This is a genomic window from Paraburkholderia sp. BR13444 (genome assembly GCF_040948755.1).
Taxonomy (GTDB): Bacteria; Pseudomonadota; Gammaproteobacteria; order Burkholderiales; family Burkholderiaceae; genus Paraburkholderia; species Paraburkholderia youngii.
In genome coordinates this window covers 1-13,866 of sequence record NZ_JBFPKM010000025.1, presented here as the reverse complement: position 1 = coordinate 13,866, position 13,866 = coordinate 1, and the positions used below count along the sequence as shown (strand labels likewise).

The 13,866-nt window shown below is 62.7% G+C and carries 11 protein-coding genes; 6 read left to right on the top strand and 5 right to left on the bottom strand.

Annotation, left to right across the window (positions count from 1 at the left end):
- The first annotated feature begins 65 nt into the window (after positions 1–65).
- Complete coding sequence (locus tag AB3X95_RS37090; RefSeq protein ID WP_176366791.1) at positions 66–1,031, top strand: sulfonate ABC transporter substrate-binding protein; 966 nt, start codon at positions 66–68, stop codon at positions 1,029–1,031.
- A 31-nt stretch (positions 1,032–1,062) separates the two neighbouring features.
- On the opposite strand, the gene AB3X95_RS37085 is transcribed toward AB3X95_RS37090, so the two are convergent.
- On the bottom strand, positions 1,063–2,463 hold the full coding sequence (locus AB3X95_RS37085; protein ID WP_368623859.1) for an MFS transporter: 1,401 nt from the start codon (positions 2,461–2,463) through the stop codon (positions 1,063–1,065).
- 240 nt (positions 2,464–2,703) lie between these two features.
- Here AB3X95_RS37085 and AB3X95_RS37080 point away from each other — a divergent pair, with 240 nt between their 5' ends.
- The 5 genes from AB3X95_RS37080 (at position 2,704) to AB3X95_RS37060 (ending at position 7,261) form a co-directional block, all read left to right on the top strand.
- Positions 2,704–3,252, top strand: a complete 549-nt coding sequence (locus AB3X95_RS37080; RefSeq protein ID WP_368623858.1) for a DUF488 family protein — start codon at positions 2,704–2,706, stop codon at positions 3,250–3,252.
- A gap of 45 nt (positions 3,253–3,297) precedes the next feature.
- Positions 3,298–3,924, top strand: coding sequence for a uracil-DNA glycosylase family protein (locus tag AB3X95_RS37075; protein ID WP_176366794.1), 627 nt, complete (start codon positions 3,298–3,300; stop codon positions 3,922–3,924).
- A gap of 387 nt (positions 3,925–4,311) precedes the next feature.
- Positions 4,312–5,421 carry a sugar ABC transporter substrate-binding protein gene (locus AB3X95_RS37070; protein ID WP_176111801.1) on the top strand — a complete coding sequence of 370 codons (1,110 nt, stop codon included), beginning with the start codon at positions 4,312–4,314 and terminating at the stop codon, positions 5,419–5,421.
- Positions 5,421–6,431: an ABC transporter permease gene (locus AB3X95_RS37065; protein WP_176111800.1), complete on the top strand. Its 1,011-nt coding sequence runs from the start codon at positions 5,421–5,423 to the stop codon at positions 6,429–6,431. Before AB3X95_RS37070 ends, AB3X95_RS37065 begins: the two co-directional genes overlap by 1 nt.
- On the top strand, positions 6,431–7,261 hold the full coding sequence (locus tag AB3X95_RS37060) for an ATP-binding cassette domain-containing protein (RefSeq protein WP_176111799.1): 831 nt from the start codon (positions 6,431–6,433) through the stop codon (positions 7,259–7,261). The genes AB3X95_RS37065 and AB3X95_RS37060 overlap by 1 nt, the downstream gene beginning before the upstream one ends.
- 15 nt (positions 7,262–7,276) lie before the next feature.
- Here AB3X95_RS37060 and AB3X95_RS37055 read toward each other — a convergent pair whose 3' ends face one another.
- The 4 genes from AB3X95_RS37055 to AB3X95_RS37040 form a co-directional block, all read right to left on the bottom strand.
- The gene (locus AB3X95_RS37055; protein ID WP_368623857.1) at positions 7,277–9,433 is read right to left on the bottom strand and encodes a TonB-dependent siderophore receptor; all 2,157 of its coding nucleotides are present in this window, start codon (positions 9,431–9,433) and stop codon (positions 7,277–7,279) included.
- Between the two features lie 462 nt (positions 9,434–9,895).
- The gene (locus AB3X95_RS37050; RefSeq protein ID WP_368623856.1) at positions 9,896–11,044 is read right to left on the bottom strand and encodes a hypothetical protein; all 1,149 of its coding nucleotides are present in this window, start codon (positions 11,042–11,044) and stop codon (positions 9,896–9,898) included.
- Between the two features lie 33 nt (positions 11,045–11,077).
- Positions 11,078–12,316: a lipopolysaccharide biosynthesis protein gene (locus AB3X95_RS37045; protein WP_176123586.1), complete on the bottom strand. Its 1,239-nt coding sequence runs from the start codon at positions 12,314–12,316 to the stop codon at positions 11,078–11,080.
- Positions 12,317–12,384: 68 nt separating this feature from the next.
- On the bottom strand, positions 12,385–13,866 hold a 1,482-nt coding region (locus AB3X95_RS37040), incomplete at its 5' end, for a polysaccharide biosynthesis tyrosine autokinase (RefSeq protein ID WP_368623855.1).

Below are 13,866 nucleotides of genomic sequence, written 5' to 3'. Positions count from 1 at the left end.
GCGGCGGCGCTTCGGCCGCCGCGCATCCTGCCTTCTTCATTGCCCTCCCGATCGTATTGCCCGTCATGTCAATTACCAGCACGCTTCACGACCGCCGCACCTTCCTGAAACTTTCGCTCGGCGCCGCGGCGGCCGCGGCAGCGCCGCTTTCGTTCGCGCAAGGCAATGCGCGTACGCTGCGCGTCGGCAACCAGAAGGGTTATCTGAATCTGCTGAAGGGCCGCGGTACGCTCGAGAAACGGCTCGCGCCGCTGAACGTATCCGTCACATGGACCGAGTTCGCGGCGGGCCCCGTGCAACTGGAAGCACTGAACGTCGGCTCGATCGATTTCGGCGACGTCGGCGAAGCACCGCCGATCTTCGCGCAGGCCGCCGGCGCACCGTTGGCCTATGTGGCGGCGACCGACAAGCGACCGCAGTCGGAAGCGGTGCTGGTGCCGCCGCAATCGACGATCCGCTCGGTCGCGGACCTGAAGGGCAAGCGGATCGCCCTCAACAAAGGCAGCAATGTCCACTACTTTCTCGTCAAGCTGCTGCGTCAGCATGGCCTGCAATACGGCGACGTAAAGCTCGTGTTCCTCGCGCCCGCCGATGCGCGCGCGGCGTTCGAGCGCGCGTCGATCGACGCGTGGGTCATCTGGGATCCGTTCTTCGCCGCGGCGGAGCATTCGCTCGGCGCTCGCGTGATTGCCGATGCGAGCGGCGTAGTCGGCAATCGCGCGTTCTACTTCTCGTCGCAGAGTTATGCGGCGAACAATCCCGACGTGATCCGCATCGTGATCGAAGAGCTCGACAAGGTCGATGAGTGGGGCAAGCAGAACAAGGATCAGCTCGCGAGCGAACTCGCGCAGCTATGGGGTCTGCCAAAGCAGGTCGTCGACGCGGCGGTGCGGCGTCAGCAGTTCGGCACGCAGCCGATTACCCGCGCGATTCTCGGCGAGCAGCAACAGATCGCCGATACGTTCCTCGATCTCGGCCTGATTCCGAAGCACGTCGACGTGCTGAAGGCGGCGCCTTCGAATCTCGCGTAAACGCACCGGCGGCGCAACGACGCCGCCCCCGTCAACGCTCGGAGACCGGCCGCGTTGGCGTAGCCTGTGGTTCCTGCGGGGCGTCGCTGTACTCCGTCATGCGCCGCACCGAACTCACGCAGGCCGCGATCAACGCGAGCGCCGCACCAATGCCCGCAATCAGCGTCAGGTGCCGGCCGTGCACGAGCCCGAACACGATCGACACCGCCACCGCGCCGCTCGACTGGCCGAGCAGACGTCCCATCGCTTGCAGGCCGGAGGCGCCGCCGCTGCGATGCCGCGGCGCACTGCCGATGATTACGCGATTGTTCGGCGACTGAAAGATGCCGAAGCCGAGGCCGCAGACCGCGAGCCGCCACACGATGTCGAAACGCGTCGCCGTGTCGCCGAGCTGGCAGAGCATCGCGAGTCCGCAGCCGAACACGACGAGCCCGACGCTGCTGATGCGTCCCGGAGCCCACCGGTCGGACAGCCGGCCCGCAACCGGCCCGATCAACGCGGTCACGAGCGGCCATGGTGTCATCAGAAAGCCGGTTTGGGTTTCCGATAGCTTCAGCGTCTGCTCGAAATAGAACGGCAGCACGATGTACGCCATCGTCTGTGCCGCGAACGAGCAGATCGACGTGGCCATCGACAATGAAAACACCGGCATGCGCAGCAGGTCGATGGGCAGCATCGGCTTCGCGAGCCGGCTTTCGCGCCGCACGAACAGCACACCGGCCACCAGTGCGAGCGCGACCATCGCGACGCCGCGCTGCGTCGCCCCCGGCTGCTTGAAAGCGGCGAGACCCGAGATCAGCAGGCCGAAGGTGAGCGCGTTGAGCAGGACGCTCAGGCCGCTCAGGCGAGCGCCCGATTTCGGTGTCACCGGCAAAGTGCGCGCGCCGATCGACAGCGCCAGCACGCCGAGCGGCACGTTGACGAGGAACAGCCACTGCCAGTGCGCGACCGACAGAATCACCGACGCGATGCTCGGCCCCGCCGCCGACGAAACGGCCACCACCAGGGACGATAAACCGACGCCGACGCCAAGCCGTGCCTTCGGAAAAACGAAGCGCACCAGCGCGATACTCACGCTCATGATGCCGCCCGCACCGAAGCCCTGAAACACGCGCGCGACCGCCAGCACCAGCAGCGTGTGCGCATTCGCGCAGGCGAACGACGCCAGCGTGAAGAGCACGAGTCCGTAGCAATAGACACGCTTGTAGCCGAGGCCGTCGCCGAGCACCGCGAGCGGCAGCAAAGACACCGTGATCGCCAGCTGATACGCGTTGACGACCCAGATCGCATTCGCCGGCGATACGGCAAGGTCGTTGCTGATGGTGGGCAGCGCGACGTTGACTATCGAGGTGTCGAGCACCGACATCGTCATCGCGATGGCGATCGCGAGGTACGCAAACGCGCGTTGGGGATTGGGCAGGCCGTCGGTCATGATGCAAGCGGGTCGAAAGAAAATACGCGGGCGACGGCGTGCCGCGCGGCGGCCATCGCGGGTGCATTGTTGCAACTCTGACTCGCGGGAGCAAGATTGCACCGGATACCGGGATGATGGCCACCCGGCTCGTCAGGCATGGCACGTGCGGCGCCTGAATCGGGACGCAGTTGACCTTACTGCGCCAAAGGTTGTAACCGTGTAGGAATCGTCGCCGCGATCGAGGTCGGCGAGGCACGCATGAAAACAAAACGCCCTTTTTACACGATCGGCCATTCGACGCATCCGTTGCAGGAATTCGTCGACTTGCTGAAAGGCGAGCAGATCGCCTTGCTGGTGGACGTGCGCAGCATCCCGCGCTCGCGAACCAACCCGCAGTTCAATCGCGACACGCTGCCCGCCTCGCTCGCAGCGGAGCATATCGACTACGTGCATCTCGCCGCACTCGGCGGACGCCGCAGTAGGCGCAAGGACGACGCGCCTTCGCCGAATGCGTACTGGACGCATCCGGCCTTTCGCAACTATGCCGACTATGCAATGAGCGACGCGTTCCGCGAGGGACTGGCGCAACTGCTGACGCTCGGTCATCGGCAGCGCTGCGCGATCATGTGCTCGGAAGCGGTCTGGTGGCGTTGCCACCGGCGTGTCATTACGGACTATCTGCTGATGCACGATGAAACCGTGCTGCACATCATGGACGCGCATCACACGAACGCCGCCACGCTGACGCCTGGCGCCGAGCCCCAGGCCGACGGCACGCTGATCTATCCGGCTCAGGCGCAGAACTGAGCCGACTCACGACACGACTGCACGCCAGTCGCCCCGCACCGCTTTATGGCCGTTACCACCAAACGTACGTCGAAACACGACACGTCGCTCGACACGCTGCTTCACGATATCCGCGCCTGCACGCTGTGCGCACCCATGCTGCCGCACGCGCCCCGACCCGTGCTTGCGGCATCCGCGAGCGCGCGTATTCTGGTCATCGGGCAAGCTCCGGGCGCGCGCGTGCATGCGTCCGGGGTGCCCTGGAGCGACGCGAGCGGCGCGCGCCTGCGCACATGGCTCGGCGTCGACGACACGACCTTCTACGATGCGTCCAGGTTCGCCATCGTGCCGATGGGCTTCTGTTTTCCGGGCCGCGGCGCGAGCGGCGACCTGCCGCCTCGGCCCGAGTGCGCGAGCCGCTGGCATGGCCAATTGCTCGCGCGGATGCGTTCGGTGAAATTGACGCTGCTGATCGGACAATACGCGCAGCGCTTTGGCCTCGGCGACGCGTTTGGCCCGACCTCGACCGATACGCTCGTCAGATGGGCCGAGTTTGGACCCCATGTGATGCCGCTGCCGCATCCGTCGCCGCGCAATGTCGCGTGGTTCAAGCGCAATCCGTGGTTCGAAGGCGAAGTGTTGCCGACGTTGCGTGCGCATGTGGCGACGGTGTTGGCGGGCGAAACGCTTTGAGCGCCGCGCACCACGAAGCGGCGGCCGCGGGCGCGTCCTGTGTGCTGCGGTGCGCCACCCGGTGCCGCGCCGCGCTTTCGCCAGTCCGCCGACAGCGGCGCAGACCATCCATTGCACCCCGTCGGGCGCCACTATCCACAACTTCGTAACCCCGCCGTCCCACTCTTCGGAATGGTGCGGGTATACATGGATTAGGCGGTGCAACCGCACTGCACTAACATTTTTGCGGTACCGCACGGCGCGTATCGAGCGCCTCGAATCGGGGTTGCACGTCGCCACGCCAAAGTCTCGCGCTGCCCAGCGCACTCCCGGTGCCTTCCAGCATCTGCACACGATCGACGCAACGTCGAGCGCATCGACCAACGAAGAGAAGAATCGGAGGATGAGATGGCACAGCAACGGGATGACAACCAGCAACAAGGCAACAACTCTTTCAATCCGACGCGGCGCGGGCTGATGCAGGGCGCCGGACTCGGCGCGGCGCTTTCGCTGATGGGTGCGCTAGGCGGCGCGGGCGGGCTGATCGGCAGCGCGCAAGCAGCGGAGTCGGCGTTTCCGTCGCACAAGAAGTGGAAGATCGTGTTCGTCAATCACGTCACCACCAACCCGTTCTTCGTGCCGACGCAATACGGCATTCAGGATGCCTGCTCGCTGCTCAACATGGATTATCAGTGGACCGGCTCGGCCACCTCCGACGCCGGCGAAATGGTCCGCGCCGTGAATTCGGCGATCGCCGCGAAGGCCGACGCCATCGCGGTGCCGATCGTCGATCCGAGCGCTTTCGACAAGCCAATCCAGGCCGCGCTCGACGCCGGCATTCCGGTGTTCGCCTATAACGCCGACGCGCCGCGCGGCAAGAAGAATCCGCGCCTCGCGTATATCGGCCAGGACTTGTATCTGTCCGGCTACCAGATGGGCGAGCGCATCGTGAGCCTGATCGACAGCGGCATGGTCGCGCTGTTCATTGCGACGCCGGGGCAGCTCAACATTCAGCCGCGCATGGACGGGGCGAGCGACGCGATCAAGAAGTCCGGCAAGAAGATCGACATCCAGACCGTGGCCACGGGCGCGACCGTCAACGAGGAACTGTCGAAGATCAAGGCGTTCTATCTGGGACACCAGGACCTGAAGGGCATGTTCGCCGTGGATGCGGGCAGCACGCAGGGCGTCGCGCAGGTGATGAAGGAATCGAACCTGCCCGCGAAGGGCGTGCACGGCGGCGGCTTCGACCTGCTGCCGACCACGATCCAGCTGATCCACGAAGGCTACCTCGACTTCACCATCGACCAGCAGCCGTACGTTCAAGGTTTCTATACGGTGATGCAGGCGTTCGTGTTCCTCAGCTCGGGCGGCCTCGTCGGGCCGGCCGAAATCAACACCGGCCTGAAGTTCGTGACCAAGGAGAACGTCGAGCCGTACCTCAATACCTCGACGCGCTTCGAAGGCAAGACCGATAAGCAGCAAATCGTCCCGCGGTCCGGCGCAATCAAGTCCTGATGAATACAGTGAACGAAACCAGCAACACCGAAGCAGTCCGCGCGCCCCGGCGCGCGGGCGTTTCATTCGCGTCTCAGTGGGCGGCCGAGCTGCGCATCCTGCTCGTGGCCGTGCTGCTGGCCGCCTACTTCGAATTCGCGAACCACGATTTCCTGCTCACCAACGCGAGCCTCGTCAACCTGTCGCAGTTCATCGCGCCGGTGGCGATCATTGCGTTCGGCGAAATCATGTTGATGATCGGCGGCGACATCGATCTGTCGGCGGGCATGGTGTTCGCGTTCGCGCCATTCATGATGGTGTTCGCGAATGACGCGGGCGCGCCGATGTGGCTCGCCGTGATCGCGGGGCTCGTGGCGGCGGGCGCGGTCGGCTTCGTGAACGGAGCGGTGACGGTGTGGCTGCGGCTGCCCTCGTTCGTCACGACGCTCGGTACGCTCTTTCTGATCAACGGCATCACGCTCACGATCTCGCGCGGCACGCCCGCCCCCACGCCGGGCTCGCCCGCGTTCGCCGCGGTCATGGGCGCGTGGGGCTACAGCGAGATCATCTGGACCCTCGTGATCGCGTTCGCGATGCACGTGCTGTTGCGGCATACACGCTGGGGCCTGCACACGCAGGCCGCGGGTGCGAATCCGCTCGGCGCGAGCGAGGCCGGCATTCATGTGAAGCGGCTGCGCCTCGGCAACTTCGTCCTCGCCGCGGTGCTGGCGGGCTTCACCGGCATGCTCGAAGCCTTTCGCATTACCTCGATCGACCCGCAGGCGGGCGGCAACCAGATCATGTTCCTTGCGGTGGCCGCCGCCGTGATCGGCGGCACCCCGCTGACGGGCGGCTCGGGCACCATCGTGGGCGGCCTCATCGGCGCGGCGGTGCTCGGCATTCTCAACGACGGCTTTACGCTGATCGGCATCAACGCGTTTACGTTCAACATAATTCTTGGCGCCGCGATTCTGGCGGCGATGATCTTCAACATCCACGTCGGGCGCATTCGCCGCAAGGGTGGACGCTGATGGACCAATCGCAAACCTCCTCGGCGGGCGCGAACGCCACCTCCGCTGCGCTCGGCGGCGCGAACACGCCGCTCGCGTTGCAAGGCGACAACCTCGTCAAGCGCTTCGGCGCGGTGACGGCGCTCGACGGCGTCTCGCTCACGCTCGGCAAGGGCGAGATCCTCGGCATCCTCGGCGACAACGGCGCGGGCAAGTCCACGCTCGTGAAGATCCTCACGGGCTTTCATCAGCAAACGAGCGGCACGCTCCACATCGACGGCGAGGAGACGCTGTTGCGCTCGGTCGATCATGCGCGCTCGCTCGGCATCGAATGCGTGTATCAGGATCTCGCGCTCGCGAATTCGCTGAGCATCTACCACAACATGTTCCTGAACCGCGAAATCGTGCGGCGCGGACCGTTCAGGCTGCTCGACCACAAGCAGATGCGCGAGCGCGCGGCGCAATGTCTCGACGATATCGGCGTGCACGTGCCTTCGGTGGATTTGCCCGTGGAACGTCTGTCGGGCGGCCAGCGCCAGGCGATCGCCGTGGCGCGCGCCGTGCATTCGAACGCGAAGATCCTGTTGCTCGACGAGCCGCTCGCCGCGATGGGCGCGCGCGAGGCGGGGCTCATCATCGACCTGCTGATGCGCTTGAAGGAAAAAGGCGGCCTGTCGATCATCATGATCATGCACAACTATGCGCAGACGCTCGATATCGCGGATCGCATCATGTTGATGCAGCGAGGCCGCGTGACCTACGAGCAACAGAGCGCGCTGACTTCGGTGGCGGAACTGATGGACATCGTGCAGCGGGAATACCGGGCCATGCGCGCCGGCGGCGCGCAGTGAGCCCGTTGCTCCGAATCAGAAATCGATCTTCGCGTTCACGCTGACCATGCGCGGATCGCCCGGGGCGATGTAGTCCGTGTACTGGAACATCCAGTAGCGGCGATTCGTGATGTTGTCGATCGCCGCGCGCAGCGTCACGTCGTGCCCACCGATGCGCGTCAAATAGTTCGCTCCGACGTTCACGATCATGTAGCCGCCCGTCTGCAGGTCGCCGGCCGGCCGCACCTTCGTGCTGCTCGTGAACTTCGCGTCCGCGCCGACCTGCAGGCCCGGCACGGCGGGCACGTCGTAGGTTACGCGGCCGGCGGTGACGAACAGCGGCGCTCCGGCCACCCGGTTGCCGTTAAAGGCCTGTCCCTTCGCGTACCAGGTGTCGAGCAGCATCAGGTTGCCGGTCACCTGCCAGTTGCGGCCGACGCGCACACTGCCGCCCGCTTCGAGACCCTGGTAGATCGAGTTGCCGTCCTGCACGTAGACATTCTGGCTGTTCGCGTACGCGGCCCCGCGTTCGATGCGGAACAGCGCGGCCGTCGCCGCCCAGCGCTCATGCTCGCTCTTGATGCCGACCTCGTACTGACGCGAGCGCAGCGGACGCAGCAGCGCGCCGGCATTCGCGTAGATGTCGGCCACCATCGCGCCCTGCTCGAGCGATTCCACGTAGCTCGCGTAAAGCGTGGTGTGCGGCTCGAGCTTGTACATCAGCGCGACGGTCGGCGTCAGCACGCCGTTCTGCCCGTACGAAGACGACAGCGAACCGTTGATGTTGTACGACTGCTGATCGTAGTTCGTGTAGCGCAGGCCCGCGAGCAGTGACCAGCGATCCGTCAGCTGGAGCGTGTCGCTCGCGAACAGCGCCTTCTGTGTGATCTCGTTGGCGCGATATTTGTCGAGTCCTGCGCCCGAATAAAAGCGCCACGGGTTTGGCTGATACAGGTTGCCGTTGCCCAGCGTGAAGTAATTCGACACGGCGCTGTAGTCGTTCGTCTGGTACTGCCACGACGCGCCGAGCGCCAGTTGATGCGTGAATATGGCGGTCTTCACCGTGCCTTCGAATACGCCCTGCCAGTAGATGTCCTGGTGGCCTTCGTCGCCGTTCCAGCGGCTGTCGGTGTAATCGCCCGCCTGGTTCAGCAGCGTCAGCGTGCTTTCGTTGCGGTCGCGCGAGGACTTGCTGTAGCTCGCCGACGTGTTGAACGACCAGTTCGGCGTGATCTGATACCTGACGCCCGCCGTGTACAACTGCAGGTTCGTGTTCAGATGCTGATCGGTGCCGCCGAGCAGGTTGGTGCCGCCGCTGATCGGCGCCGGCAGGCTCGTGCCCGTATATCTGCCCGTGTAGATCGCGGGCGTCTGGCCGCTTGAGCGGCTTTGCTGATAGATCGCGTCGAAGTAGACATCGAGGTCGCGCGTGAGGCGGCCGTCGAGCGACACCGCCAGCGAATTGCGATTGATGTCACCCGCGTTATAGGTCTTGCCGGCCTCGTGCGTGTAGTTGATGCGCGCGCCGAACCTGTCGTCCGGGCCGAAGCGCCGGCTCAAATCGACGTGCTGGCTGAACACGCTGTCCATCCGGTAGCCGGCCGACACGCTCGTCACCGGCTGATCCGCCGGCTTCTTCGTCACATAGTTGACGACCCCGCCCGGTTGCACGAAGCCGTACATGAAACCGCCAAGGCCCTTCAGCAGTTCGACGCGTTCGAGGTTTTCATAAGGCATCGTGATGCCGTACGAGATGAACGGATTGCCGTTGATGCGAAAGCCGTTCTGCCAATCGATTGGCAGGCCGCGAATCGAGATGTACGTGGCCCACGCGCTGTACGCATTGGTGCTGTCGGTGACCGATGCATCGACCGCGAATACGTCGCCGAGCTTGTTCGCCTGACGGTCGGCGAGCTCCTCGCCAGTCACGACGGTGGTCGAGAACGGCGTGTCGAGCTGCGAACGGGTACCCAGCGCACCGACCGACACGGGCGTGCGCAAGTGCATCGGCGAATCCGTCTGGGCGGCCGCGTTGACGTTGACGGCCGGTAGCGCCTGCTCGCCGCCGCTAGCGGCCTGCGCCGTGGCAGCTGGGCTACTGGCTGGCGCCGCGGCTTCTTCCCCGCCGGAGGCGCTTTGCGCGAAAGCGGATTGCGCGGCGCCGGCAAAGACCAGCCAAACCGCAATCTGCATGTGACGATGGACTGTGAGCCTTATTGGACGTGTGGTTTTTTGATTTTTCATGTCTACCAGCGAGCAAGCGCCTCCATCTGTTGTCAATGCGATTGATTCGCATTTATGCGGCGCGATGGTAGCAGAGGCTTTTGCATTTTGAAAGCATTACGGAGGGATTCGAATCGCTTTCGGTGGTGACGGCGCCACAGAAGTGGCGCCCCGCGTGGGATGCGCGGCTCTAACGGGGGTGGATGGACGAAGCCCCACTGAATTGAGGGTTTCTGTCTGGAAACTTATCGAAGTCGACGAGGCCGGCGAGCGTTCCGTCGGAATCCGCTGAGGTTACTAAACGAGCGCGCTGGCCTTCCGTGGCCAAGCTGTTCGACATCGTGAAGAGGGAATAACGGGCCGTGCGCGCCGGCGGTGCACAGCTGGCGGCAATCGCTTCACCAACGGCACACAGCGGCCCGTTATAGCGAATCAGGAGGCGCTGCGATGTCTCGACAACGTGGACTGGTGATGAGTGTCGTCGTTCACTAGCGCGGCACCCTCAGCCGATACGGTCAAGTGTCCTTCCAATGAGAGCCGCAGGACGAGAAGCATGATCAACGGCGACACCGGCGAAAGATGTCGCAGGAATGATCCGTAGTCCGGCTCGAAAATAGCTTGCGTTGACAGGAAACTGACCAGAAAACAGAAACACAGAGTCTCGAATCGGCCCACCGGAAATAGTGTCGCAGCGGCGCGATATCGCAAGAACACAGCCGCAAAAGTGAAAAACACGCCAATGCCGCCCAGCATTTGCAACGGAGAACCCGACGTGATCAACCGCAACGGCAAAACGAAAGTCGCCAGCGTGATGGCTACGTTCGCCACGCCAACGAACATACTGCTGCCCGGAATGAACTGTACGATCATCGACCCCACTTCCTCGGGGTCCCGCCACTCATTGGCACTCTGCCTCGCGAAATCCAGTGATTCGCCATAGGCCTTCTGGAACACGAAGGCCACAATCACAAACATGGCTAGTGCGAAAAGGATCAATGAAATCGGCTTTCTGAAGCCATTTGGCGCCAAATAAAGAAACACCGTCGCGGCCAGCGTAATAGCCCAGTACGATCTGAAGTACACAGCCACCAGAGTCGCCAGGACTACAAACAAAGCCAATATCGCGCGCGATGAGTTGTAAAACAGCAACAAGAAAACCACGATCGAAATAACCACTTCTTTTGACGGAACGCCGATGTAGACAGTCTGATTGACGAGCCAGAAGGCGACCAGAACGAACTCGATCGGCTTCAGCGAAGTGACACCAGACCTCCAGATGGCGAAAAGCATGCCGATAGTCGACGCGAGAAAGCCCATCAAAGAAATAGAGAAATTCTGGAGGCCGAAAAAGTTGAAAAACCACGCGAGATTGTCGAATGAGTCGCCAAACGCCTTGAAAGCCGTGACGGTCTTCATCCGGTCGAAGATCACCAGTTCGTCAAACAGAAACCGCGCCGGCAACGTGCTATCGTGAAACGCGGAGATCGCATACAGCGCGATGAATAGAATGAACCAGACCGCCGCCGACACGCCTGGACTCGCATTCCTGCCGATGATGCCGGGGAGTTTTACAATGCGCATTCTTTTTCCCTGAACGATTGAGCGACTCGCCTGTCACGGCGCTTCAAAGCTAGGTTGTCGGTTCGGATAGGCGTCCGGCCCCTTGCCGATCTTGAGCGCCTGGTAAGTACCCACGCTTGCCACAAGCGTTCCACAGACACTGAGCAGAACAAGCGATTGGATGAAACCGACGCCGAGGAAATGAGCCGTCGCAAAGATCAGGAAAATCGATACGGCGTTGACCATTTGAAACATCAAGTCGATCTTCAGCCGGTTCGCAACAATGAATACCTGAGCCATCGAGCCATAGATCGCCATCGTGATGAAATAGGGAATAAAGATCAGGTACACCGACATCGACGGTTCCCATTCGTCGCCCATCTTCACGTGGATAATGAGGCTAAGGCCTGCATAGCACGCTGCTACCAGACAAATGCTGATCAACGTCAGCATAGAGAAGAACTGCTTCGATGGATTCACTCCGTCTTTTTTGTGGCCGTCGAAATAGTCGATCAGATCACGGCGGAAGACGGCGCCCAAACTTTGCGACAAGAGGGACGCAGGGAAGTAACCCACGCGATACGCCAGCGCGAAGATGCCGGCGTCACGATGATCGAAGATCATCGGCATCAGGATCGCGGACGCATAGATCACGAATGAATTCAGCGTAGTGGTCGGAATGCCAAATTTTGCATACTGGATCTGAAGCGTGGAGAACCTAAGGAAGGACACCGGGATCAACTGGCGGGCCGAATAAAGGCAGATCACGGCCGGCACAACGGACGAGACCAGAAAAATCCAGCTATAGATGTTGAATACGGTGGTGCCACTGACCTCGCCTTTCGAAAACATCATCATACAGACAAAGTAGACGGCGAATGCGGCATTGGGAAAGAACCGGATCGTTGCGATCTGCGTGTACTTTCGTTCGGTGGTGAGCGCTCCGCACAATGCCTGTTGCAGGAACACGCCCAGTGCCAAACCGATAACAGGTATGTATTCCGTGTGGCCGGCGGCTGTGGTGGCCACCACGAGTGCCACGCCGATCATGATGGCGACCGCGCTGGAACTCGTCATTGCGCGCACGGCTTGTGCCTTGTCCGCCGCCATGCAGGCGACCTCCAGACGCAAGCCGATCACCGACCCGATAAAAAGACCACCTGCCATGAGTTGGCTGAAGTACCCGAGAGCCGTCGGTCCGCAAAACTTCCCGATCAATAGAATCGAAACGAAATTGAGCGCCTGACTCAGCACCACTCCAGCGACACTTACGATCGAATGTTTGATATTCACAATTTATCTACGTCGAAGTCCGGGTGAATTTTTTTTCGCTCTACACGACGATGGTGGTCGTCTGAGAGCTAGCCTTTCTGCGTCCTTCCGCTGGCCGGCAATGCGTCGAGATAGGAAGCATTGCGATAGAGGCCGGCGCGCGCACCCAGACTGTAGCGATAGACATCCGTATCGATCCCGTTGAAGATCACACCCTTCACCCGGGCATTCGCCTGCTTGAGCTGCGCGGTCGCTTCCAGCACCTGCGCGATGGAAGTCGTCTCGAAGCGCGTCACCAGCAGCACGGTGCCGCAGCTATCCGCGAGCGCGGTCGCGTCGGATACGGCCAGCACGGGCGGCGTATCGATCAGCACGATATCGTAGTCGCTCGTCTTCGCGAGGAACTGCTGCATGCGCTCGCCCACCAGCAGCTCGGCCGGGTTCTCCGGGATCGCGCCGCGCGCAACGAAGTCGAGGCCCGGGCGCACGTCACGCATGATCACCGCCTCGGACGTCACCTCCGACGTCAGATAGTCCGCCAGCCCCGGTGTCGAGTCCAGCCCAAAGTACTGCTCCAGATGGCCTTTGCGCAGGTCCGCGTCGATCAGCAACACCCGCTTGCCGGCCGCCGCGACGACCGCCGCCAGATTCGCGGAGAGGAACGACTTGCCCACCTGTTCGGTCGGCCCCGTCAGCAGCACGCGATTGTCGCCCGACTCCGATTCAAGCATTGCAAAATGCAGCGCGGTTCTGAGCCGGCGCAGGCTTTCAATCGACGGGTCGCGCGGAAACTCGCTCGCCAGCAGGAACTTCCCGTCAGCGGGCAGCTTCGGCGCCTTGCCGATGCGCGCGACGTTCGCCTGCGACAGCGGCACGGTCGCGTACACGTTCAGGCCGGTCTGTTCCTCGATCTCCTGCGCGTCGGTCACGCCCCGATAGAGCGCCGTCCGCGCGAACGCCGCACCCGCACCCAGAATCAGGCCGCCCAACGCCGCATAGATGATCACCAGCAGTTTGTTCGGCTTGATCGGGTCTTTCGGCACCACCGGGTTATCGATCAGCCGCGCCGTCCCCACCTTGCCCGCGCGAACCAGCTTCAGCTGTTGCATGTTGTTCAACATGCCGACATAAAGCTCGTTGTTCACGTTCATGTCACGGGTCAGGCGTACCGCGTTCTGCTCCAGCTCCGGCAGCGCCTGTTCCTGCTGCGACAGGCTGCCGATCCTGCTGCCCAGCATGCCAATCTGCTGATCGAGCGCCTGGATCGCCGGGTGACCCGGCGCGTAGATCGCGCTCATTTCCGCGCGCTTCTGCTTCAGTTCCAGCAGGCTGCGCTGCGTGGCCACGCTCTGATCCAGATAGGCCTTGCCCTGCTCACTCAGGTTGAACACGCCCATGCGGTTGCGCATGTCGTTATAGCGCCCCTCGGCGCGCTCCAGGTCGCTCTTGAGCTGCGGCAGCTGTGCGCTCAGGAACTCGAGCGACTTCTCGGCTTCCGCCGCCTTGCGCTTCAGATTCTGGTCGACATACGCATTGCCGATTTCGGCAAGCGTGCTGGCCGTCAGCATCCG

Coding starts and splice junctions, on each gene's coding strand:
- AB3X95_RS37090 (WP_176366791.1), top strand. CDS start 66: ATGTCAATTACCAGCACGCTTCACGACCGCCGCACCTTCCTGAAACTT.
- AB3X95_RS37085 (WP_368623859.1), bottom strand. CDS start 2,463: ATGACCGACGGCCTGCCCAATCCCCAACGCGCGTTTGCGTACCTCGCG.
- AB3X95_RS37080 (WP_368623858.1), top strand. CDS start 2,704: ATGAAAACAAAACGCCCTTTTTACACGATCGGCCATTCGACGCATCCG.
- AB3X95_RS37075 (WP_176366794.1), top strand. CDS start 3,298: ATGGCCGTTACCACCAAACGTACGTCGAAACACGACACGTCGCTCGAC.
- AB3X95_RS37070 (WP_176111801.1), top strand. CDS start 4,312: ATGGCACAGCAACGGGATGACAACCAGCAACAAGGCAACAACTCTTTC.
- AB3X95_RS37065 (WP_176111800.1), top strand. CDS start 5,421: ATGAATACAGTGAACGAAACCAGCAACACCGAAGCAGTCCGCGCGCCC.
- AB3X95_RS37060 (WP_176111799.1), top strand. CDS start 6,431: ATGGACCAATCGCAAACCTCCTCGGCGGGCGCGAACGCCACCTCCGCT.
- AB3X95_RS37055 (WP_368623857.1), bottom strand. CDS start 9,433: ATGCAGATTGCGGTTTGGCTGGTCTTTGCCGGCGCCGCGCAATCCGCT.
- AB3X95_RS37050 (WP_368623856.1), bottom strand. CDS start 11,044: ATGCGCATTGTAAAACTCCCCGGCATCATCGGCAGGAATGCGAGTCCA.